22 protein-coding genes are annotated in these 25,462 nt (G+C 56.3%); 13 read left to right on the top strand and 9 right to left on the bottom strand.

The annotated features are described in order from the left end of the window. Positions 1 to 149: 149 nt before the first annotated feature. Both pitA and BM007_RS19705 read left to right on the top strand, forming a co-directional pair. Positions 150 to 1,649, top strand: a complete 1,500-nt coding sequence (gene pitA / locus BM007_RS19710) for an inorganic phosphate transporter PitA (RefSeq protein ID WP_008503116.1) — start codon at positions 150 to 152, stop codon at positions 1,647 to 1,649. Positions 1,650 to 1,828: 179 nt separating this feature from the next. Continuing rightward, the gene (locus tag BM007_RS19705) at positions 1,829 to 2,236 is read left to right on the top strand and encodes a hypothetical protein (RefSeq protein WP_090420533.1); all 408 of its coding nucleotides are present in this window, start codon (positions 1,829 to 1,831) and stop codon (positions 2,234 to 2,236) included. A gap of 43 nt (positions 2,237 to 2,279) precedes the next feature. On the opposite strand, the gene uspB is transcribed toward BM007_RS19705, so the two are convergent. Continuing rightward, positions 2,280 to 2,615, bottom strand: a complete 336-nt coding sequence (gene uspB / locus BM007_RS19700; protein WP_003861224.1) for a universal stress protein UspB — start codon at positions 2,613 to 2,615, stop codon at positions 2,280 to 2,282. Positions 2,616 to 2,898: 283 nt separating this feature from the next. Between uspB and uspA the strand changes: the two genes are divergently transcribed. Further along, positions 2,899 to 3,336: a universal stress protein UspA gene (gene uspA / locus BM007_RS19695; RefSeq protein WP_003861223.1), complete on the top strand. Its 438-nt coding sequence runs from the start codon at positions 2,899 to 2,901 to the stop codon at positions 3,334 to 3,336. Positions 3,337 to 3,433: 97 nt separating this feature from the next. Here the strand turns inward: uspA and rsmJ are convergent, their stop codons facing one another. Together rsmJ and prlC are read right to left on the bottom strand one after the other, a co-directional pair. After that, positions 3,434 to 4,186 (bottom strand): 16S rRNA (guanine(1516)-N(2))-methyltransferase RsmJ, encoded by a 753-nt coding sequence (gene rsmJ, locus BM007_RS19690; protein WP_024908847.1) that lies wholly within the window; start codon positions 4,184 to 4,186, stop codon positions 3,434 to 3,436. Positions 4,187 to 4,193: 7 nt separating this feature from the next. Next, entirely contained in the window at positions 4,194 to 6,236 is a 2,043-nt protein-coding gene (prlC, locus tag BM007_RS19685) for an oligopeptidase A (protein ID WP_090420530.1), read from the bottom strand. A 207-nt stretch (positions 6,237 to 6,443) separates the two neighbouring features. Between prlC and BM007_RS19680 the strand changes: the two genes are divergently transcribed. The 4 genes from BM007_RS19680 (at position 6,444) to BM007_RS19665 (ending at position 11,876) form a co-directional block, all read left to right on the top strand. Further along, positions 6,444 to 7,286 carry a 23S rRNA (adenine(2030)-N(6))-methyltransferase RlmJ gene (locus tag BM007_RS19680; RefSeq protein WP_090420527.1) on the top strand — a complete coding sequence of 281 codons (843 nt, stop codon included), beginning with the start codon at positions 6,444 to 6,446 and terminating at the stop codon, positions 7,284 to 7,286. 71 nt (positions 7,287 to 7,357) lie between these two features. After that, positions 7,358 to 8,710: a glutathione-disulfide reductase gene (gene gorA, locus BM007_RS19675; RefSeq protein WP_024908845.1), complete on the top strand. Its 1,353-nt coding sequence runs from the start codon at positions 7,358 to 7,360 to the stop codon at positions 8,708 to 8,710. Between the two features lie 135 nt (positions 8,711 to 8,845). Beyond that, positions 8,846 to 10,027 carry a glycoside hydrolase family 5 protein gene (locus tag BM007_RS19670; RefSeq protein WP_175557812.1) on the top strand — a complete coding sequence of 394 codons (1,182 nt, stop codon included), beginning with the start codon at positions 8,846 to 8,848 and terminating at the stop codon, positions 10,025 to 10,027. 199 nt (positions 10,028 to 10,226) lie between these two features. Further along, on the top strand, positions 10,227 to 11,876 hold the full coding sequence (locus BM007_RS19665) for an alpha,alpha-trehalase (protein WP_048991530.1): 1,650 nt from the start codon (positions 10,227 to 10,229) through the stop codon (positions 11,874 to 11,876). 66 nt (positions 11,877 to 11,942) lie between these two features. On the opposite strand, the gene BM007_RS19660 is transcribed toward BM007_RS19665, so the two are convergent. Beyond that, on the bottom strand, positions 11,943 to 13,532 hold the full coding sequence (locus BM007_RS19660) for an STY4199 family HEPN domain-containing protein (protein WP_061716337.1): 1,590 nt from the start codon (positions 13,530 to 13,532) through the stop codon (positions 11,943 to 11,945). A gap of 149 nt (positions 13,533 to 13,681) precedes the next feature. On the opposite strand from BM007_RS19660, the gene BM007_RS19655 reads away from it, so the two are divergent. Both BM007_RS19655 and BM007_RS19650 read left to right on the top strand, forming a co-directional pair. After that, on the top strand, positions 13,682 to 14,221 hold the full coding sequence (locus BM007_RS19655) for a GNAT family N-acetyltransferase (RefSeq protein WP_090420520.1): 540 nt from the start codon (positions 13,682 to 13,684) through the stop codon (positions 14,219 to 14,221). Between the two features lie 71 nt (positions 14,222 to 14,292). Next, the gene (locus BM007_RS19650) at positions 14,293 to 14,631 is read left to right on the top strand and encodes a lysozyme (RefSeq protein WP_090420517.1); all 339 of its coding nucleotides are present in this window, start codon (positions 14,293 to 14,295) and stop codon (positions 14,629 to 14,631) included. On the opposite strand, the gene BM007_RS19645 is transcribed toward BM007_RS19650, so the two are convergent. Together BM007_RS19645 and BM007_RS19640 are read right to left on the bottom strand one after the other, a co-directional pair. Further along, positions 14,610 to 15,209 carry a helix-turn-helix transcriptional regulator gene (locus tag BM007_RS19645; RefSeq protein WP_090420514.1) on the bottom strand — a complete coding sequence of 200 codons (600 nt, stop codon included), beginning with the start codon at positions 15,207 to 15,209 and terminating at the stop codon, positions 14,610 to 14,612. The two genes, BM007_RS19650 and BM007_RS19645, sit on opposite strands and share 22 nt — an antisense overlap. 156 nt (positions 15,210 to 15,365) lie before the next feature. Beyond that, entirely contained in the window at positions 15,366 to 16,124 is a 759-nt protein-coding gene (locus BM007_RS19640) for an SDR family NAD(P)-dependent oxidoreductase (protein ID WP_090420509.1), read from the bottom strand. Positions 16,125 to 16,243: 119 nt separating this feature from the next. Here BM007_RS19640 and BM007_RS19635 point away from each other — a divergent pair, with 119 nt between their 5' ends. The 3 genes from BM007_RS19635 to BM007_RS19625 all read left to right on the top strand — a co-directional run bounded on the left by BM007_RS19635 (position 16,244) and on the right by BM007_RS19625 (position 19,802). Next, the gene (locus tag BM007_RS19635) at positions 16,244 to 17,143 is read left to right on the top strand and encodes a LysR family transcriptional regulator (RefSeq protein ID WP_024908837.1); all 900 of its coding nucleotides are present in this window, start codon (positions 16,244 to 16,246) and stop codon (positions 17,141 to 17,143) included. A 50-nt stretch (positions 17,144 to 17,193) separates the two neighbouring features. Further along, positions 17,194 to 18,219: an inner membrane protein YhjD gene (yhjD, locus tag BM007_RS19630; protein ID WP_032648228.1), complete on the top strand. Its 1,026-nt coding sequence runs from the start codon at positions 17,194 to 17,196 to the stop codon at positions 18,217 to 18,219. A gap of 260 nt (positions 18,220 to 18,479) precedes the next feature. After that, entirely contained in the window at positions 18,480 to 19,802 is a 1,323-nt protein-coding gene (locus BM007_RS19625; RefSeq protein WP_024908835.1) for an MFS transporter, read from the top strand. A 63-nt stretch (positions 19,803 to 19,865) separates the two neighbouring features. Here the strand turns inward: BM007_RS19625 and BM007_RS19620 are convergent, their stop codons facing one another. Then, on the bottom strand, positions 19,866 to 21,908 hold the full coding sequence (locus BM007_RS19620; RefSeq protein WP_048992961.1) for an AsmA family protein: 2,043 nt from the start codon (positions 21,906 to 21,908) through the stop codon (positions 19,866 to 19,868). Positions 21,909 to 21,973: 65 nt separating this feature from the next. Then, positions 21,974 to 22,747: a cyclic-guanylate-specific phosphodiesterase gene (gene pdeH, locus BM007_RS19615; RefSeq protein ID WP_024908833.1), complete on the bottom strand. Its 774-nt coding sequence runs from the start codon at positions 22,745 to 22,747 to the stop codon at positions 21,974 to 21,976. A 229-nt stretch (positions 22,748 to 22,976) separates the two neighbouring features. Between pdeH and BM007_RS19610 the strand changes: the two genes are divergently transcribed. Next, a complete protein-coding gene (locus tag BM007_RS19610) occupies positions 22,977 to 23,906 on the top strand; it encodes a 2-dehydro-3-deoxygluconokinase (protein WP_090420507.1) in 930 nt (309 codons plus the stop codon). A gap of 61 nt (positions 23,907 to 23,967) precedes the next feature. Here the strand turns inward: BM007_RS19610 and BM007_RS19605 are convergent, their stop codons facing one another. After that, on the bottom strand, positions 23,968 to 25,461 hold the full coding sequence (locus BM007_RS19605; RefSeq protein ID WP_090420503.1) for a M16 family metallopeptidase: 1,494 nt from the start codon (positions 25,459 to 25,461) through the stop codon (positions 23,968 to 23,970). Between the last annotated feature and the right edge of the window lies 1 nt (position 25,462).

Here is a 25,462-nt window from a genome sequence, read left to right as displayed (position 1 = left end):
CCATTCCCTTGAAATTTAAAGAATATCCTTTCAGGCACTTTTCTCAAATCAGGTGGTATGTCAAAAAAAGTCTATATTTCACTTTGCCCGTTGCGCATTTGTCCTGGATAATGCGCCGCGTTCATGTCCTCAAAATGGCGTAACGTCCTATGCTACATTTGTTTGCCGGCCTGGATTTACATACCGGGCTTTTACTATTGCTTGCTCTGGTTTTTGTACTGTTTTACGAAGCGATCAACGGCTTCCACGACACTGCAAACGCAGTAGCGACGGTTATCTACACTCGCGCAATGCGATCGCAGCTTGCGGTTGTTATGGCGGCGGTATTTAACTTTTTTGGTGTCCTCCTGGGCGGACTGAGCGTTGCGTATGCCATTGTGCATATGCTACCAACGGATCTGCTGCTTAACGTAAGTTCTGGCCATGGCCTCGCTATGGTGTTCTCAATGCTGCTTGCTGCAATTATCTGGAACCTCGGTACCTGGTATTTCGGCCTGCCTGCATCCAGTTCTCACACACTCATCGGCGCGATTATCGGTATCGGGTTAACCAACGCCCTCATGACCGGTACATCGGTTGTTGATGCGTTAAATATCCCGAAAGTACTGGGGATTTTCGCTTCTCTCATCGTCTCCCCAATCGTGGGTCTGGTGGTGGCAGGCGGGCTGATCTTCATCCTGCGTCGTTACTGGAGCAATACTAAAAAACGCTCCCGTATTCACCTGACGCCAGCAGAGCGTGAAAAGAAAGACGGCAAGAAAAAGCCGCCATTCTGGACGCGTATCGCCCTGATCATTTCCGCTATCGGCGTAGCTTTCTCACACGGCGCGAACGATGGTCAGAAAGGCATTGGTCTGGTGATGCTGGTACTGATCGGCGTCGCACCGGCAGGCTTCGTGGTTAATATGAACGCCTCCGGCTACGAAATCACCCGGACCCGTGATGCGGTCAACAACGTTGAAACCTATTTCCAGCAGCACCCTGAGCTGCTGAAAAAAGCGACCGGCGTTGACCAGCTGATTCCGTCTCCGGAAGCCGGGGCCACGACTGCACCAGGTGAGTTCCATTGCCATCCGGCAAACGCGATTAACGCGCTGGAACGTGCCAAAGGCATGCTGGGCAATATCGAAAGTTATGACAAACTGACCGTTGAGCAGCGTGGTCAGCTGCGTCGCATTATGCTGTGCATCTCTGATGTGACGGATAAAGTGGCGAAGCTGCCTGACGTGAATGCTGACGACCAGCGTCTCCTGAAGAAACTGAAAGGCGATATGCTCAACACCATTGAGTACGCGCCAATCTGGATCATCATGGCGGTCGCACTGGCGCTCGGTATCGGTACGATGATTGGCTGGCGCCGTGTGGCGACCACCATCGGCGAGAAGATCGGTAAGAAAGGCATGACCTATGCGCAGGGTATGTCCGCGCAGATGACGGCGGCGGTGTCTATCGGTCTGGCGAGCTACACCGGTATGCCGGTATCCACCACCCACGTACTCTCTTCGTCCGTGGCAGGTACCATGATTGTTGACGGTGGCGGTCTGCAGCGCAAAACCGTAACCAACATTCTGATGGCCTGGGTATTCACCCTTCCGGCATCCATCCTGCTGTCTGGCGGGCTGTACTGGATTTCGCTGAAGCTGATTTAATCGGTTGAAGGCGACAAAAAAGCGGGTCAGGAAACTGACCCGCTTTTTTTATGGCTGTTGTGTTACTTAATCCATTGCTGTGATTAGGAAAATCTGAACACTATCTGTTCAGATTTTTACTGCACAAATAACTATTATCCCCGCGAATATTCTCAGTTCCCCCCATGACGGAAAAGACTATGCCATTCAAAACGGCTACTAAATGGATTCATCGCCTTGTTACGGTTTCGCTTCTGGCTCTGGTCATTGGATTTGTGTGGCTAAACCACCATCCTAATCAGCGAAATAACGATGCACTTCAACGCGTTTATAAATTATCTGACAGCGTCTGGCTCTATATGACCGTGAACAATCAGGGTGGCGCCACCGTACCGACAATCTACCGTTACTATCTCTCGGAAAAGATAACAGGGAAAGACATCGACATTATCCATCAGTTGGCAATGAAGCATCCTGTCATTGAAGGTACGGGTACAATCACTGCGGCCAGCATTGATACAAACGGAGACGTTAATATCGCCTATAGCGGGAAGGTTATTTCGATTGAGAGCGATATCTCCGATCTCCGGTTCACGGTTAAGCCCTGAGCCAGAGGAAAGAAGGCGGGGCTGACCCCGCCTGCTGTGATGCTCAGTGCCAAATCATCAATGCAATCATGCTGACCACGACCAGGCCACACAGGGCGCTGGTTAAAATGAACTGACGACGCAGGCGCTCGCAGCGACGGATAAACTCTTCATCGTGATGATCGCGGTAGCGCTGATAGTAGATATATCCCACCAGACGCATCTGTTTGCTGGGCTGCCCATGCGAGGTGAAGAACCCTCCACCGTCCACATACTGATAAAGCAACGGATCGCAACCACGAAGTACCACTAACAGCGCACGTAACGATGAGAAGTAGCGCGCCATATTCACTATGCAAACTACGCATAACGCCCAAAACAATGCGACGGTGCTAATCATACATCCTCCCCGGCGTCCGCCCACGAAGCAAGGCTTCTGAGCTACCGCACCCCAATGCCCTGACAGACAGTTCAGTGAAAGAATGACCAAAAGTCGATCCGGTTCGCGTTTTAATATCCGAACGGCTCATTTAATAGTGTAGGAGATCCGTTAATTTTTTTGCCACAAGGTTAATCGTTATCAACACCAAAGCTTGAAAAATATGTTTAACTGGGCCGTAATGAAAGCATCAGACGACGGCTTTCCCATTTAGTCATCGATAACTTAAGGAAGGAGTAACACTATGGCTTACAAACACATTCTCATCGCGGTAGACCTCTCCCCGGAGAGCAAAGTGCTGGTTGATAAAGCGGTATCCATGGCACGTCCCTACAACGCGAAAGTTTCGCTGATTCACGTTGATGTGAATTACTCCGACCTCTACACCGGTCTGATCGACGTCAATCTGGGCGATATGCAAAAGCGTATCTCCGAAGAGACGCACCACGCCCTGAGCGAACTGTCCACTAACGCAGGCTACCCGATTACCGAAACCCTGAGCGGCAGCGGCGACCTGGGCCAGGTACTGGTTGATGCGATCAAGAAATATGACATGGACCTGGTGGTGTGCGGTCACCATCAGGACTTCTGGAGCAAGCTGATGTCTTCCGCGCGCCAGCTGATTAACACCGTTCACGTGGATATGCTGATTGTTCCACTGCGTGACGAAGAAGACGAGTAAGTGCGTTAAATTCCCCTCACCCTAACCCTCTCCCACAGGGAGAGGGGATAGATCGAGGACGTAGGCCGGGTAAGGCGAAGCCGCCACCCGGCTTTTTTTATTCCGGCGTACCTGAGTAGATATCAAACCGGTGCCCTTTGGTGGTCACCGCGTTGGTCGTGGCAACGTCCGCCAGGGGCGGCGCATAGTCAGGGCGTTTCACCACCACCCGCTTCGTCGCCAGCTGACGAGCCGGCTCCAACAGGCCATCCGCGTCCAAATCAGGTCCCACCAGCGACTGAAACACCCGCATCTCTTTCTTCACCAGCGCGCTTTTCTGCTTGTGCGGGAACATCGGGTCGAGATAGACCACCTGCGGGCGCGGGGTGATATCGGTCAGCGCCGTCAGGCTCGAGGCATGAATCAGCTGCAAACGCTCCTGCAACCACGGGCCGATTTCCGGGTCCGCGTAGCCACGGCTCAGACCGTCGTCGAGCAGGGCCGCCACCACCGGGTTACGTTCCAGCATCCGCACCCGACAGCCGACAGACGCCAGCACAAAGGCATCACGCCCCAGCCCCGCCGTGGCATCGACCACGTCCGGGAGGTAGCTTCCTTTAATCCCAACCGCTTTAGCCACCGCTTCGCCGCGACCGCCGCCGAACTTGCGCCGGTGCGCCATCGCCCCGCCGACAAAATCGACAAAAATCCCGCCGAGCTTCGGTTCGTCGCGCTTGCGTAATTCAAGATGTGCTGTCGTCATCACCAGCGCCATCGGGTTTTCATCATCGTGCTCCAGCCCCCAGCGGGCGGCCAGAACAGATAAGGCGCCGTCTCCGGCGCCTGTTTCATCCACTAAGCAGATCTTCACGTAACAATCAGCCTTTGATCCCGTAATGCTCAAGCATCGCATCCAGCTGCGGCTCGCGGCCGCGGAAGCGTTTGAACAGCACCATTGGCTCTTCGGAACCGCCGCGGGTCAGGATGTTGTCGAGGAACGACTGGCCGGTTTCGCGGTTGAAGATCCCCTCTTCTTCGAAACGAGAGAAGGCATCCGCCGCCAGCACGTCGGCCCACAGGTAGCTGTAGTAACCCGCCGCGTAACCACCTGCAAAGATATGACTGAACGCGTGCGGGAAGCGGCCCCAGGTTGGCCCTGGGATCACGGCGACCTGCTTTTTAATCTCGGCCAGGGTTTCCAGGATTTTTGCGCCCTGCTCCGGACTAAACTCGGCGTGCAGGCGGAAATCGAACAGGCCGAACTCCAGCTGACGCAGGATGAACATCGCTGCCTGGTAGTTCTTCGCCGCCAGCATTTTATCCAGCAGCTCTTTCGGCAGCGGTTCGCCGGTCTCATAGTGACCGGAGATAAACGCCAGCGCGTCCGGCTCCCAGCACCAGTTTTCCATAAACTGGCTCGGCAGCTCGACCGCATCCCACGGCACCCCGCTGATCCCGGCCACGCCTGCGGTTTCGATGCGGGTCAGCATATGGTGCAGACCGTGACCGAACTCGTGGAACAGGGTGATCACTTCGTCGTGGGTGAACAGCGCTGGCTTGCCGTTTACCGGGCGGTTGAAGTTACAGGTCAGGTAGGCGACCGGCTTCTGCAGAGTACCGTCGGCTTTACGCATCTGGCCCACGCAGTCGTCCATCCACGCCCCGCCGCGCTTGTTCTCACGCGCGTAGAGATCGAGGTAGAAGCTGCCGCGCAGTTCGTTTTTCTCGTCATACAGCTCGAAGAAGCGCACGTCCGGATGCCAGACGTCGATATCGGTACGCTCTTTGGCGGTGATGCCATAGATGCGCTTCACCACTTCAAACAGGCCGTTAACGGCTTTGTTTTCCGGGAAGTACGGGCGCAGCTGCTCATCGCTGATGCTGTAGAGGTGCTGCTTCTGTTTTTCGCTGTAGTAAGGGATGTCCCACGGCTGCAGCTCGTCCACGCCGAACTCCGCTTTCGCGAAGGCGCGCAGCTGGGCCAGCTCTTTTTCACCCTGCGGACGGGCGCGTTTCGCCAGATCGGTCAGGAAGTCGAGCACCTGCTGCGGATTTTCCGCCATTTTGGTGGCGAGGGATTTATCGGCGTAATTCTCAAAGCCCAGCAGCTGGGCCAGCTCGTGGCGCAGGGCGAGGATTTCCGCCATCACCGGGCTGTTGTCCCACTTACCGGCATTCGGCCCCTGATCGGAGGCGCGGGTGCTGTAGGCGCGGTACATCTCTTCACGAAGCACCTGGTTGTCGCAGTAGGTCATCACCGGCAGATAGCTCGGGATATCCAGCGTTAGCAGGAAGCCGTCCTGCTCTTTCGCCTCGGCCTGGGCTTTTGCCGCCGCCAGGGCGCTTTCCGGCATGCCGGAAAGCATAGCTTCGTCGGTAATCAGCTTCGTCCAGCCCATGGTGGCGTCGAGCACGTTGTTGCTGTACTGGTTGCCCAGCTCGGACAGGCGCGCGGCAATTTCACCGTAGCGGGTCTGCTTCTCTTTTGGCAGGCCAATCCCGGACAGCTCAAAATCACGCAGGGCGTTATCGACCGATTTTTTCTGCGCCGTGTTCAGTTCGGCATAATGGTCGCCGTCGCGCAGGTCGCGGTAGGCTTTGTAGAGCCCTTCGTGCTGGCCGACCCAGGTGCTGTACTCAGAGAGCAGCGGCAGGGTCTGTTCGTAGGCTTCGCGCAGCTCCGGGCTGTTTTTTACCGAGTTCAGGTGGCTCACCGGGGAGAAGATACGCCCCAGCACGTCGTCCACTTCGGCCAGCGGCTGACACAGATTTTCCCAGGTGTACGGCGCGCCCTGCGCTACCACGCTTTCTACCGCCGCGCGGCAGTTGTCCAGCGATTGCGTAACGGCTGGAACCACATGCTCAGGGAGGATTTTAGAAAACGGCGGCAACGAAAAAGGCGTCAGTAATGGATTGGTCATAAACGCTGTCCTGTTGAAATAGGTGAATGAAGCGCGCATCCGGCGCTGTGCATATGCGATCTAGAATGGGGTTAAGTGTAGAGGATTTCAATGCCAGACGTGGCGGAAAAGAGCCCGGTGGCGCTGCGCTTACCGGGCCTACGGGTAATCTGCGCCGTTCTGCTGTAAACTGTGGCAAATCGTCAATTCAGCGGAATATCATTACCCATGCTCAGTTATCGCCACAGCTTCCACGCTGGCAACCACGCCGACGTCCTTAAACACACCGTTCAGAGCCTGATCATCGAAGCGCTCAAAGAGAAAGAGAAGCCGTTTCTCTATCTGGACACGCACGCGGGCGCGGGCCGTTACCAACTGAGCGGCGAGCATGCCGAGCGTACCGGTGAATATCTGGAAGGGATTGCCCGCATCTGGCAGCAGGACGATCTGCCTGCCGAGCTGGAGCCGTACATCGGCGTGGTGAATCACTTCAACCGCAACGGCCAGCTGCGCTACTACCCGGGCTCGCCGCTGATTGCCCGCCAGCTGCTGCGCGAGCAGGATAGCCTCCAGCTGACCGAGCTGCATCCGAGCGACTTCCCGCTGCTGCGTTCTGAATTCCAGAAAGACAGCCGCGCCCGCGTGGAAAAATCCGATGGCTACCAGCAGCTGAAAGCCAAGCTGCCGCCGGTTTCCCGTCGCGGCCTGGTGCTGATCGACCCGCCGTACGAAATCAAAACCGACTATCAGGCGGTGGTGACCGGCATCCACGAAGGCTACAAACGCTTCGCCACCGGGACATACGCCCTGTGGTATCCGGTGGTGCTGCGCGCGCAAATCAAACGCATGATCAAAGATCTGGAAGCGACCGGCATCCGCAAAATCCTGCAGATTGAGCTGGCGGTACGTCCGGACAGCGATCAGCGCGGCATGACCGCCTCCGGTATGATTGTGATCAACCCGCCGTGGAAGCTCGAAGCGCAGATGAATAACGTGCTGCCGTGGCTGCATAAAACGCTGGTGCCAGCGGGTACAGGCCACGCCACCGTCAGTTGGATCGTGCCGGAGTAATCGCAGCCATCGGTGGAAACTATTGATTTCAGGTATACAATCGCGGCAATTCACGATTAAGGACAAAAGCTATGACTAAGCATTATGACTACATCGCAATCGGCGGCGGCAGCGGCGGCATCGCCTCCATCAACCGCGCGGCCATGTACGGCCAGAAGTGCGCGCTGATTGAAGCCAAAGCGCTGGGCGGCACCTGCGTGAACGTGGGTTGTGTACCGAAGAAAGTGATGTGGCATGCGGCGCAGATCCGTGAAGCTATCCATATGTATGGCCCGGACTACGGCTTTGACACCACCATTAATAACTTTGACTGGGACAAGCTGATCGCCAGCCGTACCGCCTACATCGACCGTATTCACACCTCCTACGACAACGTGCTGGGCAAAAATAACGTTGACGTTATCCACGGCTTCGCCCGCTTTGTGGACGCGAAAACGATCGAAGTGAACGGTGAGACGATCACCGCCGATCACATCCTGATCGCCACCGGCGGCCGTCCTAGCCACCCGAACATTCCGGGCGTGGAATACGGCATCGACTCCGACGGTTTCTTCGAACTACCTGCCCTGCCTAAGCGCGTTGCCGTGGTGGGCGCGGGATACATCGCGGTGGAACTGGCCGGGGTGATTAACGGCCTGGGCGCTGAGGCGCACCTGTTCGTGCGCAAACACGCGCCGCTGCGCAGCTTCGATCCGCTGATCGTTGATACGCTGGTTGAAGTGATGAACACCGAAGGTCCAACCCTGCATACCAACGCCGTGCCAAAAGCGGTCGTGAAAAATGCAGACGGCAGCCTGACCCTGGAGCTGGAAGATGGCCGCAGCCAGACCGTCGATTGCCTGATCTGGGCGATTGGCCGTGAACCGGCTAACGATAACTTCAACCTGGGCGTGACCGGCGTGAAAACCGACGAAAAAGGCTATATCGTCGTCGATAAATTCCAGAACACCAGCGTACCGGGCATTTATGCGGTCGGCGATAATACCGGTGCAGTTGAGCTGACCCCGGTGGCCGTTGCGGCGGGTCGTCGTCTTTCCGAGCGCCTGTTTAACAACAAGCCGGACGAGCATCTGGACTACAGCAACATCCCGACCGTGGTCTTCAGCCACCCGCCAATCGGCACCGTCGGCTTAACCGAGCCGCAGGCGCGCGAGCAGTATGGCGACGACCAGGTGAAAGTGTATAAATCGGCGTTTACCGCGATGTATACCGCCGTCACCTCTCACCGTCAGCCGTGCCGCATGAAGCTGGTCTGCGTCGGTCCGGACGAGAAGATTGTCGGTATCCACGGCATCGGCTTCGGCATGGACGAGATCCTGCAGGGCTTTGCTGTGGCGCTGAAGATGGGCGCAACGAAGAAAGACTTTGATAATACCGTGGCAATCCACCCAACGGCGGCGGAAGAATTTGTGACCATGCGTTAAGGGCTTTTCGCAGGAAAGCACGCTATAAAAACTGACCTTCGCGGGTCAGTTTTTTTATATGGCTCGATAATTTAAAGATAAAGCTTCATCATCCCAGCGAATATAAAATCATCATCACGCTAAAAAGGAATTGAGATGAAAGCGCTTATTGGGTTGACCCTACTTCTTTTTTGCTTTGCCGCCGCCTCCTCTGACAAAATCACCTTCTGGGATACCCCTCAGCACGGTGGAAACAGCTTTAACCGCCTGCCGCCCACGCAGGAATACTATGACGCGCTGCGAGGCTATGGCGCGACGTGGGTTCGCCTCTCTTACGACAAATGGAAACCTGCCGGGAGAGATTTTCTTCTCGGCAACGCCGACGGCTATCGTGGGCTCGAGGCCACAGACCTCGCGACGCTCAAAGCCTCCATCAGGAAAGCACACGCGGCCGGGCTACAGGTCGTCATTGCCCCACTCTCTTTGCCCGGCATGCGCTGGGCGCAAAATAACAATAACCAGTTTGATGACCGCATCTGGCAGGACAAAAAATACTGGCAGGAAGCCGCTCAGTTCTGGCGTGATTTGGCCCAGGCCCTGAAGGACGAACCGGGCATTGCGGCCTGGAATCTGGTCAATGAACCCGCGCCTGAAAAAAGAGGCAACATTAGCGAGCAGGCGTCGCCAGAGGCGTTAAAAACCTGGTATCAGCAGCAGCAAAGTACGGCGCGTAACCTCCCCGCTCTCTACAATCAGATTATTGCCGCCATCCGCGAGGTCGATGCCACCACACCGATTATGGTCGATGGAGGCTGGTACGCCTCCGCGCGTGGTTTTTCTGGTTGGCCGTCCGCGCTTGAGGATAAGCGGGTGCTCTACAGCTTCCACATGTACGAGCCCTATGATTTCACCAGCGCGCCAAATGCACGCCGCAAGGTGCCGTTCGACTATCCAGGCATGATCACGTTCGGCGGTAAAAAGGTGAAATGGGACGCTACGGCCATAGAGAAATGGATGAACGCGCCCTTTGACTGGGCGAAGCAGAATGGTATTCCGGCCAACCGGGTTGTCGCGGGAGAGTTTGGCTGCGTTCGCACGCTGCAGGGCTGCCGGCAGTGGCTTAATGATGTTCTGACCGTCCTCGACAAACATCATGCACACTGGGCATTTTATGCGTTTCGTGAAGATGCCTGGGACGCCATGGACTATGAGCTGGGGAAAAAACCGGTGCCGTGGGCCTACTGGAAAGCCATCGAGGATAACGCACCGGATACGATCAAGCGCCATTCTACCGAGGAATTTGAACCGATTGCTAAGCGGCTAAAACAAGGCCTTTGATCCGGGATACTCGCCTCTTGTTCAGTAGCCTCTTTTGAAGAGGCTACTGTTAACAGACATAAATCGTTGCAAAACGAATGCTCCGAAAATAGTGATCTACCGCACATATTCCTCCCCCTCTACCGAAGCGAATGTCTACGCTTATAAGACGCCCGGATAAACCTGTCTTTTGAACACACAACCGGAGGTCCCTATCACCATGTTCAACCAGAAACTACAGGCTACCGAGAACATCGAATTCGAGATTGCAGAAGAGCTGCGCTACGAGACCGATCCCTGCGAGTTGAAACTGGATGAAATGATTGAGGCGGAGCCGGAACCCGAAATGATCGAGGGGTTACCCGCCTCCGATGCGTTGACGCCCGCAGACCGCTATCTTGAACTGTTCGAGCATGTACAGTCGACGCGGCTGTTTGCCGACAGTAAAACCTTCCCCGACTGCGCGCCGAAGATGGATCCGCTGGATATCCTGATCCGCTACCGCAAGGTCAGACGCCACCGGGACTTCGACCTGCGCCAGTTTGTGGAGAACCACTTCTGGATGCCGGAAACGTTCGGCACTGAGTATGTCTCCGACCCGGGCCTCTCCCTGAAGGAGCACATTGATAACCTGTGGCCGGTGCTGACGCGCGAGCCGCAGGATCATATTCCCTGGTCTTCCCTACTAGCGCTGCCGCAGGCCTATATCGTTCCCGGCGGGCGATTCAGCGAGACCTACTACTGGGATTCCTATTTCTCCATGCTGGGGCTGGCGGAGAGCGGTCGTAACGACCTGCTGAAGTGCATGGCGGACAACTTCGCCTGGCTGATTGAACGCTACGGGCATATCCCCAACGGCAACCGTACCTATTATCTCAGCCGCTCCCAGCCGCCGGTCTTTGCCCTGATGGTGGAGCTGTTCGAGGAGGACGGCGTGCGCGGTGCGAAACGCTATCTGGATCACCTCAAAATGGAGTACGCCTTCTGGATGGACGGCGCGGAGTCGCTGCTGCTTAACCAGGCCTACCGCAGCGCCGTACGTATGCCGGACGGTTCACTGCTCAACCGCTACTGGGACGACCGTGATACCCCGCGCGACGAATCGTGGATCGAGGACGTGGAAACTGCCCGCCACTCGGGCCGTCCGCCAAACGAGGTGTATCGCGACCTGCGGGCGGGGGCGGCTTCCGGCTGGGATTATTCGTCCCGCTGGCTGCGCGATCCGTCGCGGCTCGCCAGCATCCGCACGACGCAGTTTATCCCCATCGACCTGAACGCCTTCCTGTTCAAGCTGGAAAGCGCGATTGCCAACATCTCGGCGTCGAAAGGGGACAAAGAGACGGCCGACCTGTTCCGCCAGAAAGCCAGCGATCGCCGCGCGGCGGTGAACCGCTATCTGTGGGACGAGGAGAGCGGCTGTTACCGCGATTATGACTGGCGACGCGAAGAGCTGGCGCTGTTTTCTGCCGCCAGCATCGTGCCGCTGTATGTCGGCATGGCAACCCATGAGCAGGCCGAGCGCCTGTCGGATGCGGTCAAGGCGCGACTGCTCACGCCGGGCGGGATTCTGGCGACCGAGTACGAAACCGGCGAGCAGTGGGATAAACCCAACGGCTGGGCGCCGCTGCAGTGGATGGCGATTCAGGGCTTCAAGCAGTACGGCAACGATTCGCTGGGGGATGAGATCGCCTGGAGCTGGCTGCATACGGTGAACCATTTTTATCAGACGCACCATAAGCTGATTGAGAAGTACCACATCGCCAGCAGCACGCCGCGCGAAGGGGGCGGTGGGGAGTATCCGCTGCAGGATGGTTTCGGCTGGACGAACGGCGTGGTGCGGCGGCTGATTGGGTTGTATGGGGAGCCTTGAGCAGGGTGCGAGGTGCGGTCTGGTGCCCTCACCCCGGCCCTCTCCCACAGGGAGAGGGAGAACAACTTAGCGGATCACCTCATAAATGGCGCTCTGAATAGACTGCCATTTTTTGGTGGTGGCATCCGGCTGTGACTGCGCACGGCGTGTGGCCATGTCGAGATCGTGCTGCTGGCGTTTCACCACGGCAGGCACGGTGCAGAACGCTTTAAGATACTCTTTACGTACCGAGGTCAGAGACTCGCCGTTCGACATCGCGTGGCTGAGCGTGTTGATGAAGCGGCGACACGGCTTCTCCTCCACCATGTTTTGCCGGTAGCGTAACATCAGCTCCAGCACGTCGTCATAGCCTGCCGACATCGCCTCTTCGGTCCAGGACAGCTTCCAGTCCATACCACCCTGCAAAAAGAGCTGGGTCACGCGGGTGTCGTTGCGATTAATGGCCGAGCGGAAATTATTCTCGTCCCAGGTCACCCCCATGCGCGTGAGCGTTTCACGCGAGGAAGGCGTCTCGCGCATTTCCTGTGGTGGTGCCGCTTCAGCCGCGCTGGCGGTCGCAGGCTGCGGTTTGCTGCTGGTCACCAGCCAGAATCCCCCCGCCACGATGGCAATCACCATGACGCCAACCGCCCCCCATAGCGCACCGGAAATGAGCTGCTCACGTTGTTCGGGGGTGCGCGGCGCGCGCTGGGTCGGCTTTTCAATGGTGTCGCGGACTTCAAACAGATCCCCACCGGTGACCCGATCCATTTTCTGCGCCTTTTCCCAGAAGGTATGCAGTTCGCTGGCATCTACCGCCATGAATCCCGCCGGATTGACGCGCGTTCTCCCCTCTTCAAACGCGCGTTGAACGGGCCGCGCGATCTGCGCGTAGTAGTTATCCAGCAGCTGAATTTGCGCCGAGCTCAACGTTTTCTGAACGGTGATGCTGTTGCGAATTTGCCGGATGTCGTCGAGGAAGGTTTGCAGCGTTTTACGCGGTTCAACCAGCAGCGTCAGCATGGACGGATCGCTGAACAGCGAAGCGTAATAGCGGCTGAACTCTTTTTTATCCACCAGCATCTGCGCCAGCTCGCTGAACATCATGCCGCTCAGGACATCGTTGATCTCGCCAAGCTTCAGCCAGCGCCGAACGCGATCGGCGTTAAACAAGGTCTTCAGATGATTGTTCAGCCGTACCTGATCGGGCCAGGCCTGCTGGATGAGCCCTTTAATCATCAGCTCAATCGCCCGCACCTGCTTGTGCGCCTGCTGTTGCTGAAGTTCGCTTCCCGGTGCCAGGTCCGTGCTGTAGGTCAGCAGCGGCTGCTGCAGGCGCAGGTGTTCCAGCGCGGTGACAAACCGCATCGCCGCAATAAGCTGGTTTTCACTCACATCCTGTCCGCTTTCATACTGCGGAACGCGCTGCTGCAGCAGGCGCAGCTGGAGCGTAAATTCCGACATCTCGGCGTCATTCAGGTTGAGTTTTTTCGCAACGGCTCCCCAGCCGCCCAGCGCTAATCGAGCACTGTCGAGCTGTTCCAGAAACCAGCGTGGATCTTTGCCCTCAGAAGCATGTACATTCAGAAGTAGCAAAATTTCCACCGACGCATGGCGAATGACCGCCAGACAGTGTTCGAACTGTTCGCGAATATGATGTGATGTGCTGAGACTCATTGTTTTCCTTAAGCGACAACGAAGACATCCGGAATGGGCACGAGACGCCCTTTTTTTCTTTTTATTTATACGCGATTAACCATACCTGACTTTCTGTTGAAATAAAGTGACAACCCTAAAATCATTTAAAATGTTTCAGGAGAATCTGAATGCCGATTTTAATTACCCCTCGCCTTACCTGTTCACCTCTGCTGGAACAAGACTGGCCCTTTTTTCTGGCATTACAGCAGAATCCCGACGTCATGCGCTTTGTGGCGGAAAACCGCCCCGTTGCGGCGATCCGCGAGGCGTTTGATTCACGCCTGACGCCCTGGTCACCGGGAAGCGCGCACTGGCTCTGTCTCGTCGTGCGTGACGCCGCCTCCCGGGCCCCACTGGGCGTCACCGGGTATATTCATCGGGAGGAGGACTGTGCCGAAGTGGGCTTCCTTTTCGCACCCGAGGCGCAGGGGAAAGGCTACGGCTTTGAATCCCTGAAAGCGCTTTGTGATTACGCTTTTCATCAGGGCGGTATACGTCGACTCACCGCCACCGTCACCGTGGGAAATGTCGCTTCAAGACGCCTGCTGGAAAAAGCCCGCTTTCGCCTGGAAGGCGAATTACGCGAGAGCTATTATCTTGCGGGGCGCTGGCAAAATGACTGGTTATTTGGTTTATTGCAGCAGGAATACCTGAATAATAATGCCTGATCAACAGCCATTTGGCGGATATTTCTCAGACGTCGTTTCCTCTACAGTATCGATCTTAAGAGGAAATGAATATGAAAGGTCATGCGCTGAAAATATCTTCTGCCGCCATTGCGTTAATAAAAAAACATCAGGGTCTTTCTCTGGAGAAATATCGTGACGAAAACGGATTATGGGTTATCGGCTATGGCCACGTTATCCGCGATAGGGCACATTTTCACGGTCCCATCACGCCTGCCGAGGCAGAAGATTTGCTGCATGACGATATTCAGCTGCGTGAAGCGCTGCTGCGGGAAAGTGTGACACATCCATTAACCCAACAGCAGCATGATGCGCTGGTTATGATGATATTCAGCTTCGGAGAGATGCCCTCGCTCCCAAACGCGATTTTTCAGGCCTTCTCACGGGTATAGTACATGGCAGCCTGCGTTCTGTTTTTCACGTCCAGCCGCCGGAAAAGCGCCTCGAGATGCGCTTTTACCGTGGCCGCACTGATGTTGAGATTGCGGCCAATCTCTTTATTTGACTCCCCCGCCGCCAGCAATTCCAACACGTCGCGCTGACGCTCGCTCAGGGATGATAACGCCTGAGACGACGGCTGCCTGACCCACTCCCCGGGAAAACAGACCATCCCTCTGGACACCGAATCCAGCACGGCGGAAAACCGCTCGGGACTGGCATTTCGGGGCATAATGGCCATGATGTTTCGCTGCCGCAATTGCTCAACCCATCTGGCCTCTTTTTTCGCCAAAACCAGAATCACGCGTATCGCCGGAAAGCGTTGCAGCATCTCTTCCAGCAAAGCGCTCCCCTCGTCCTGCATTAAATTGCCGTCAATCATGACAATAGCTGACGGTGAAGCGGAAATCTGGGTCCATAAATCGTCTGCCTGACAGGTCCCTGTCATATCTATTTCCGGAATGAGCGTCTGAAGACTGTGTATCGCTCCGTGAATAAAGAGTGACTGCCTGTCAAACATGATTACTCGCATCGTTTTTTATCCCTCTGAGAATAGCGAAGGGGGATTCTACAGAGGGGTTATTTAAGAAAAAACTCAACGAATGGAGACGTTACAAATCCCCCCGAGTTCTTTATATCTGTCCGTATTTAGACACATTGACCTTAAGGATTTCCTTAAGTGCGTACATCACAGGAACATGCCGCCTGAGACTTCAATACGTTGCGCATTCATCCAGCCCAGTTTGTCGCTGAGCAGTGCCGCAATGGCATCGCCAATATCGTCCGGCAGCCCCACCCGTCCCAGCGCCGTTTGCGAGGCAAGCAGCTGATTCAGCTCCGCGTTGTCGCGCACGCGTCCGCCGCCAAAGTCAGTTTCAATCGCGCCCGGCGCGATGATATTGACGGCGATCCCGCGCGCGCCCAGCTCTTTCGCCTGATAACGCGTCAGCACTTCCATCGCCCCCTTCATGGCCGCGTAGGTCCCTGAGCCCGGCTGGGTAAAGCGGGCCAGCCCGCTGGAGACGTTGAGGATCCGTCCCCCGTCGTTCAGCAACGGCAGCAGGCGCTGGGTCAGGAAGAAAGGTCCTTTGAAATGGATGTTCAGCGCCTCATCAAACTGGGCTTCCGTCGTGTCGGTATAGGGCGCATATAAACCCGTTCCGGCATTGTTCAATAAATAGTCAAAAGTTTCACGCTGCCAGACACGCCTAAGGGTTTCCTGAAGCTGTTGGGCAAAATGATCAAAACCCGTGATATCCCCGACGTTGAGCTGTAATGCCGCTGCGTTAACGCCTTTTTCCTGAATTTCATGCACAACATCCAGCGCTTCCTGCTGGCTACGGTTGTATGTCAGGACGATTCCCGTGCCGTCTGCCGCCAGCTTTAACGCAGCGTTTTTACCCAGACCACGGCTACCACCCGTCACTAATGCGATACGTTCACTCATCATAAACCTCGTTTTGGCTGTTAAGGAGATTGAGAAAGAGCTTATTAGGTGATAGAAAATCAATAAAGATGGGTTAAAACGCTTCACTGTTTCAGCTGTAACAACAATGAGCTTCCGCTATGGATAAAATTCACGCAATGCAGTTATTCGTCCGCGTCGCGGAACTGGAGAGTTTTTCCCGCGCGGCCGAAACATTAACCCTGCCGAAAGGCAGCGTTTCACGACAAATTCAGGCCCTGGAAAACCGGCTTGGCACCCAGCTATTGCACCGCACCACGCGCCGCGTCAGCCTGACGCAGGACGGCATGGTCTATTACGAGCGGGCAAAAGATCTGCTGGCAAACCTTGATGAACTCGACGGTATGTTTCAGCACGATCCCTCCAGCATCAGCGGACGGCTCCGCGTGGATATGCCCGTCGGCGTTGCTCGAAATTTAGTCATCCCCAAACTGCCTGCTTTCCTGCAGCATTATCCGGGCATTGAACTGGAACTCAGCAGCAGCGATCGCCTGGTGGATGTGATCCGTGAAGGGTTTGATTGCGTCGTCCGCGTCGGCACGCTGAAGGATTCAGGGCTGATTGCCCGTCCGCTGGGCAAGCTGTCGGTGATAAACTGCGCCAGTCCGGATTATCTGTCGCGTTTTGGCTACCCGGAAACGCTGGACGATTTAGGCTCACACGCCGTGATCCACTACGCCGCGATGCTGGGAACCCGCCCGCAGGGCTTTGAGTTTTATAACGGCAGTGCGACGCAGTGGGTAAAAACGGGCGGGGTGTTAACCGTTAACAGCACGGAAACTTACCAGGCTGCCTGCCTCGCCGGGCTGGGCATCATTCAGGTTCCGCGGGTTGGGGTGCGCGATTTACTGCGCGCGAAGAAACTGGTTGAGATCCTGCCGCAATATCGGGCCGAACCGATGCCTGTCTCCCTGATTTATCCCCACCGCCGCAACCTCTCCCGACGGGTCCATCTGTTCATGGAGTGGCTAACCGAACTCACAAAAGCTTACGTGGACTAGTCGCAAGCTATAATTCAGTAACATCCAGCCAAACGAAAAGGAAAAGACGCGTGACGCCGGAAAACAACCCGCAACGACCCACCCAACATTTAGAGTATGAGCCCGTCAAAAAGATGGAAACCGGGCCTGAAGAGGCCAGGTCCCCTGGTACCGCCAGCAAAGCGCTGGGGACCGTCACCGGCATTGTCGCCAGAATTCAGCAGTTTCCCATGATTGCGCATCTGATACGCGCGACCGAACGCTTTAATGACCGCATGGGAAACCAGTTTGGTGCCGCCATCACCTATTTTTCCTTCCTGTCGATGATCCCGATCCTGATGGTGTCGTTTGCGGCGGCCGGTTTTGTGCTCGCCTCACACCCGACGCTGCTGCAGGATATCTTCAATAAGATCCTGAATAACGTCAGCGACCCGACCCTTGCCAGCACGCTCAAAAGCACCATCAATACCGCCGTGCAGCAGCGTACTACCGTCGGTATCGTCGGCTTGCTGATTGCCCTTTACTCCGGCGTTAACTGGATGGGCAACCTGCGCGAGGCCATTCGCGCCCAGTCGCGCGATGTCTGGGAGCGTAAGCCGCAGGACCAGGAGAAAATTTGGGTTAAGTACCTCCGCGATTTTGTTTCGCTGATTGGCCTGCTTGTCGCGCTCATCGTAACGCTTTCTATTACCTCCGTGGCAGGCTCGGCGCAGCAGATGATCATCTCCGCGCTTTACCTTGATTACATCGAATGGCTGAAGCCCGCCTGGCGCAGCATTGGTCTGGCCATTTCCATCTTCGCCAATTACCTGCTGTTCTTCTGGATCTTCTGGCGTCTGCCCCGCCATCGTCCGCGCAAGAAGGCGCTGATCCGCGGCACGTTGATCGCGGCGATCGGCTTTGAAGCGATCAAAATCGTGATGACCTACACCTTACCGTCACTGGTTAAATCCCCTTCCGGTGCGGCGTTTGGCTCGGTGCTGGGGCTGATGGCGTTCTTCTACTTCTTCGCGCGTTTGACCCTGTTCTGCGCGGCGTGGATTGCCACTGCCGAGTATAAAGACGACCCGCGAATGCCGGGCAAAACGCACCGGTAACCCCACTCTCGGGCTGAAATTTCAGCCCGATTCATCATTTCAGCATATAAATCCAGCCTGTAACTTTTATTTAACCGAAAACCAGTTTTATTGACTGATATTTAAAATCTGTGAAGCATTTCATAGACCTGTTTTGGCTGGCCTGAAAATTATCCGCTTTTTGTTGCTTTTATCACCAGCACGCGGCTTTGTTACAGATTGAAATGTCGCTTTTGCTGTGCGTAATATGGCCTTTCGTTCGACAAAAATAAGAAAATATTATGCAAGCAACCGCCACCACACTCGACTCAGGAACGGAAAACGTTCCGGTAAACTCGCGCAATAAAGTTGTCGTCGCATCGCTGATTGGCACCGCCATTGAGTTCTTCGACTTTTATATTTATGCCACCGCCGCGGTCATCGTCTTCCCGCATATTTTCTTCCCGCAGGGCGATCCGACGGCGGCCACGCTGCAGTCTCTGGCGACCTTTGCTATCGCGTTTGTTGCGCGTCCGATTGGCTCTGCGCTGTTTGGACACTTTGGCGATCGCATTGGCCGCAAAGTCACCCTGGTGGCCTCGCTGCTGACGATGGGCATCTCCACCGTGGCCATCGGCCTGCTGCCTACGTATGAGACCATCGGCATTCTGGCGCCGGTCCTGCTGGCGCTGGCGCGTTTTGGTCAGGGTCTGGGCCTTGGCGGCGAATGGGGCGGCGCGGCGCTGCTGGCCACCGAGAACGCCCCGGCACGCAAGCGCGCGCTGTATGGCTCATTCCCGCAGCTGGGCGCACCGATTGGCTTCTTCTTTGCCAACGGGACGTTCCTGCTGCTCTCCTGGCTGCTGACGGATGAACAGTTCATGAGCTGGGGCTGGCGTATTCCGTTTATCTTCTCAGCCGTGCTGGTGCTGATTGGCCTGTATGTGCGCGTTTCTCTGCATGAGACCCCAGTTTTCGCAAAAGTGGCCGCGGCGAACAAGCAGGTGAAAGTGCCGCTGGGTACGCTGCTGACCAAACACGTCCGCGTGACCGTGCTGGGCACGTTCATCATGCTGGCAACCTATACGCTGTTCTACATCATGACCGTTTACTCCATGACCTTCAGTACCGCCGCCGCGCCGGTTGGGCTGGGTCTGCCGCGTAACGAAGTGCTGTGGATGCTGATGATGGCGGTGATCGGGTTTGGCGTGATGGTTCCGATTGCGGGCCTGCTGGCGGATAAGTTCGGTCGCCGCGCGAGCATGATTACCATCACCACGCTGATCATTCTGTTTGCCCTGTTCGTCTTCCCGCCGCTGCTGGGTTCCGGTAGCCCGGCGCTGGTGATGGCCTATCTGCTGATTGGCCTGAGCCTGATGGGGCTGACCTTCGGCCCGATGGGTGCGCTGCTGCCTGAGCTGTTCCCGACGGAAGTGCGCTATACCGGCGCGTCGTTCTCTTACAACGTCTCGTCTATTCTGGGCGCGTCCGTTGCGCCGTATATCGCCACCTGGCTGCAGGCAAACTATGGTCTGTTCTATGTGGGGGTTTATCTGGCGGCAATGGCGGGGCTGACGCTGATTGCGCTGCTGCTGACGCACGAGACGAAGCACCAGGCTCTGTAATTCACTGCGTGCGGCCTGATGCCCTCACCCCGGCCCTCTCCCACAGGGAGAGGGAGAAAGGCGTTACTTCTTCATCTGCGACAAAATGGTCCGACACTGATTCGCCTCGCCTTCTGACGGCGAAATCAAGGCCAGCAGCGCTGCGGCTGGAGTGACCAGCGTCGCAAGCGCCGCAGCCACTGCGCCACGCGCAATCAGCGGTCCGGGCTTCACGCCCGCCTGCGGATTTTTGAAGGTCCCGCGCACGTAAAGCGGCGAGCGCAGGGTGATGATACGAATCCCCTTACTTTCCGGGTCAATCGTCAGATCAAGCTGCTCCGAGGCCATGCTGGCGGTACCGGTCACGTTAATCACCGCGTTTTCCGTGTCAAAGGCAAAAATCTGCGGGCGCGCCACGCCGTTAACCAGATCCAGATTGGCCGCCGCGCAGTTCACACGCACCTCGTCATCACCGAAGATTTGCCCGATGACGTAGTTACCGACGTTCAGCCCCAGGATCTCCATCAGGTTGCGGCTCACCAGCCCGTCGTTCATCAGCAGCTTCAGGTTACCATTGCCGCTGCCCAGCAGCGCCGCAACCGAGTTCCCCACGCCGCGAATATCGGCATCACCGTTCATTTCACCGAGGGTTTTCTGCATCAACTCGACGTTCGGCATCAGCTCTTTCAGCTTCAATCGACGCGCCTGAATCTCCGCCCGTCCCTGCATCGGCTTCTTATCGCCTTCCAGGTGAATGTTCGAGGAGATCGTCCCGCCCGCCATGCCAAACTTCAGCGGCTGCAGACGCAGGTCGGCGCTTTTAAGGAGGATATGGGTCGTAAGATTGCTTATCGGCAGCGTACTGCCATGTTCAATTTTTCCGCCTTTGAAGCGCACATCCGCATCCATCACGTTCCATTTATCCGTCTCAAAACGTTCATAAGGCAGCACTTTGCCGGCAGGCTGAGGATCTTTCTTCACCTCTTTTGACTTCGTACCTTTACCGGAGTCGATACCTATCAACGGGCCTAAGTCGGCCAGACGCAGCTGTCGGGACTCAACGTCCCCTTCCAGCTTCGGCCTCGGTTTTCCAGTGGTGTAGGTCAGCGAGCCGTGGATATCGCTGTCGCCGATGCGGCCGTTAAAATCACGGTAGTCAAAAACGGACGCTTTTTCGGTATCGATTTTGGCGACCAGATGCCCGTCCGTTTCGAACGGTGGGGTATCCGGCAGCAGTACGCCGGTCAGTTCATACAGCTCGCCCAGCGAATCACCGGCAAATTTAAGCTGAAGATCAACGCCGCCCATGTTCATCGGGTCGTTGACCGTGCCCACGAACGCCACGCGGGTGTTACCGGAACGGAAGTCCGCCTGCACCGGGAACGGCGTGCCTTCGCTCCGTAGCGCCAGCATGCCGCCTATTTTCCCTTTACCGCTGAGCGGCTGGTCGTTATAGCGTCCTTTTGCCGTCAGGCCGAAGACATAGTCGCCCACGCTTGCCGCATCACCTTTCGCTTTCGTCCCCGTGACCTCGCTGAACGGCAGCGGCTTGCCCAGCGGATCGACCAGGATCTCCACATCCGCCTTGCTGACCTTATCGTCGATGGCGATCCGCCCGCGATCGAAGAGAATATTGTCGAGACGGAATGACCAGGAAGAAGGCTGGGCATTCGGATCTTTTTCGCTGTCGCTGGCCAGGCTAAACGTCCAGTTGTTGTTTTTTTCGGAGAGGCGGATCAGGCGCGCATCGGGCTGCTGAAGTTTGATCCACGGCAGATAGACCGTTTTGGTGAAGAGTGCCAGCGGAGCCAGCGTGGCTTCAACCCGCGGCAGGTGGATCATAGTGACGTCCGGGATATCCGGCGGGTTGCCGAGAATGATGTCGTCAGCATGGATATGTGGCCAGGGGATCCAGCTTCGCCAGCCGGGCTCCTCTTTCTGGCGTTCCCATACCACCCCCAAATCACCCCGTATGGCGAAGGGGCGGTTCAGCTCGGTTGAGACTTTCTGGTTGATGGTCGGCTTGAGACGGTTCCAGTCAAACGTCGCAATAATGATGGCGACAACCACGATCAACAACAAGAAAATCCCTGCTGTCCAGGAGATTACCCTGGTTGTTCTTGTCATTTTTATCCCCTTTCCTGATGACCTGTCCTGTAAAACTATAGTCCAGACAAAGGGAAGCGGGTTTATCAGAGGGTCGTTATGACGTTATCGAGGCGATCCATGGGTACCGGGCGAGAGAGATAGTAGCCTTGCGCCGCCGCTGCGGGAGAGTTTTGCACATCGCGCCACTCTTCCAGCGTTTCCACACCTTCAACAATCACGCCCTGGCAATAGCGGTTCATCAGCTGTAATAACAGCGTAAACAGATTCCGCCCTTCCGGGGTCTGACGCAGCATAATGAACAGATCGCGGGCCACTTTAATGTAGTCGTAGCGCACTTCACTCAGGGCGGAGAAGTTCGCCATGCCGGTGCCAAAGTCATCCAGCCACAGCGGGCCGTATTCGCATATCGAAGCAAACGAGGAGTCCTGCGGCAAACGGACATGCTCCACCAGCTCAAAGCGCATCCACGGCAGGGTGGCGATCAGCTCCTGCAATTTCGCGTTCTGGCGCAGCGCCAGCAGGGTTGGGCCATCGACGTTCACCGAGGCGAGGATATCGTGCTGTTCGAAAAAGGCGTGCTTCGTTGCCAGCATGCGAAGCTGCTCTTCCAGCACGTCCAGACGCTGGCGAACGGCAACTTCGGCAAAATAGCGATCCGGCGCGATGCGCTGAGTAGGGTTTGAGGGGTGCGTAACGACGGTCAAAATTTCGATGGCCATCAGTCGACCATCTGTTCGGTAGATCGGCTGATAGGTGTACGCACGCTCACATTGCAGCCAGTAGCGATGCTCCTGCAAGTTCTCAATACTTGCCTCAGGCGTAGTGCTCAGCCGCTGGATAACCTGCTCTGACTTCATTTCAGATGTCCTGTTGTTGGGATAGCCTTTCTGGACTCGTCACAGGATTATCGGCGCGACAATTGAGAACTTTATGTTCAATTCACCCGGAAAATGAAATTAAGATGACAGAAATGCGCGGGAACACGCGCTGGCTCAAAAAAAATAATGGAACGTTGTTTTAATATAGTTGACCGGTTAATTCACTCAGCGCACACTGCTGATAATTCTTCTGTTCAGGTTCACGACTATGTCCAAAAAAATTGCCGTGATTGGCGAATGCATGATTGAGCTGTCACAAAAAGGCGCGGAAGTCAGCCGCGGATTTGGTGGCGATACGTTAAACACGTCCGTTTATATTGCCCGTCAGGTCGCGCCTGAGGCGCTCACCGTGAACTACGTTACCGCCCTGGGTACGGACAGCTTCAGCCAGCAAATGCAGGAGGCCTGGCAGAGTGAACATGTTGAAACGTCGCTGATTCAGCGTATGGAAAACCGCCTCCCGGGGCTTTATTACATCGAAACCGACAGTACAGGCGAACGCACGTTTTATTACTGGCGCAACGAAGCCGCAGCCAAATTCTGGCTGGAGAGCGACGCGGCCGCGGCCATCTGCGAAGAGCTGGCGACTTTTGACTATCTCTATCTGAGCGGCATTAGCCTGGCGATTTTAAGCCCCGCCAGCCGAGACAAGCTGCTCTCGCTGCTGCGCGAATGCCGTGCCAACGGCGGTAAGGTTATTTTCGATAACAACTACCGCCCGCGCCTGTGGGCCAGCCGCGAAGAGACGCAGCAGGTCTATCAGCAGATGCTGCAGTGCACCGATATCGCCTTCCTGACGCTCGACGATGAAGACGCCCTGTGGGGTGAAAAGCCGGTAGATGACGTAATTGCGCGCACGCAGGCGGCAGGCGTGAGCGAAGTGGTGATTAAGCGCGGTGCGGATTCGTGCCTGGTCGCGGTGGCGGGTGAAGCGCTGGTTGACGTTCCGGCAGTGAAGCTTGCCAAAGAGAAAGTGATTGATACCACGGCGGCGGGTGATTCATTCAGCGCGGGCTATCTGGCGGTACGCCTGACGGGTGGAACGCCGGAAGCGGCGGCACAGCGCGGGCACCTGACGGCCAGCACGGTGATTCAGTATCGCGGGGCGATTATTCCGCGCGAAGCGATGCCTGTTTAAGTAGGGTGCGGGCTGATGCCCTCACCCTAACCCTCTCCCACAGGGAGAGGGAATGTTTGCATTACTGCCCTTGCGGGATATCCGTCGCGTCCGGATGTAAATCATCCGCCGTGACGGCCTGCGCTGGCTGCGGCGCGGTAGCCATAATGGCATCCCAGGTCGTCTGAAGTTCCTTCATGTCATATTCCGGCTCGCCCTTCGGTTGCAGAAGGATCAACGCCATCTCCTGCGACAGCTGCTGACGGAGGTCCTGATTGAGCATATCGACGGTCAGACCGTTCAGGAAGTCCTGACGAAGCTTCTGATACTGTTCCGGCGCAATGTCCACCACCTGATTCTGCAGGGAACGAATACGCTGGCTGATCAGAATGTCGGTATCGGCACGAGCGTAGGTCGCAAACAGCTTCTGCAGCTCGAGTTTTTTCTGCGCCACGAGAGCATTGAATTCCTCTTCGGAAAGCCCCTCTTTACGCACTTTTGCCAGCTCTTTCGCGACCACACCCAGATTGGCATTTAGCTTATCGCCCGGTGATTCAACGTTGATGGCACATTGCGCACGCTGGAACAGCACGCGGCAGTCAAAGCCAAGACCAATATTCTTCACATTGTTCTTACTCAGCGTCTGCTGGACGTGCCAGAACAGCGCTTCACGTGCCAGATCGGCACGCCAGTAGCGTAACATCGCCGCAGACTCACGGATGGGCTGCCAGGCGTTATCCCACATGACGGAGAGGCGATCCTGACGCACGGTGTCCGTCATAATGCTGACAGGCTCTGCACGCAGCGGAGAGAGCGTCGGGACAGGGGCTGGCGTTTCACGCTTGCCTTTCAGATCGCCAAACGCTTTGTTGATCTGCTCCACCACCGCGCGGCTGTCCACGTTACCCACCACGATCAGCGTCATCGCGTCCGGGGTGTACCACTTCTGATAGAACGATTTCACCTGTTCGGCGTCCACCGGCTGTTTCAGCGGTTCGGCCGGATCATGTCCCAGTAACGTTGAGCCCTTCAGGCGGTAACGCCACCAGCCCTCTTTGGTATCCCCAGGCCAGGTTGCCACCATGTCGCTGTTACTCAACGCATAGTTGACGGTGTCCGGCGTGATCGCCAGATTGCCAGAGGCATCGGAGAGATACGTCAGCGCTTCTTTAAGCAGGTCGTTACGGTTGTTTGGCAGGCTCAGGTTAAACATGGTGTAGTCATACGAGACAACAGCCGGGGGAAGTGGGCGTTTCGGATCGATGGCCTGCTGCCAGAGTGAACGCACCTGAACCGCTTGCAGGCTGCCGCTCTGAGTGAGCGCCAGCCGGGGAATAAAGTGGCTGAAACCGGTTTGCTGGGTGCTTTCCGTGAGGGAACCGGTATTAACAGACAGACGGATTTCAATACGATCGCTGGGACGTTGCGGCGTGGCTAAGACCTGCCATTGAAAACCGTTCGCTAATGTCCCTTGTTGCCAGGCCGGGTCTGGCTGGAGCGCATCTGCCTGCACATAACTGGCTGCTGCCATCATCAGCAAACCGCCGGTTAAGAGTCGAATTTTTGTGCCCTGCATG

Source organism: Enterobacter sp. NFIX59, assembly GCF_900113755.1.
Classification (GTDB): domain Bacteria; phylum Pseudomonadota; class Gammaproteobacteria; order Enterobacterales; family Enterobacteriaceae; genus Enterobacter; species Enterobacter pseudoroggenkampii.
This window is presented reverse-complemented; position numbering and strand designations above follow the sequence as displayed.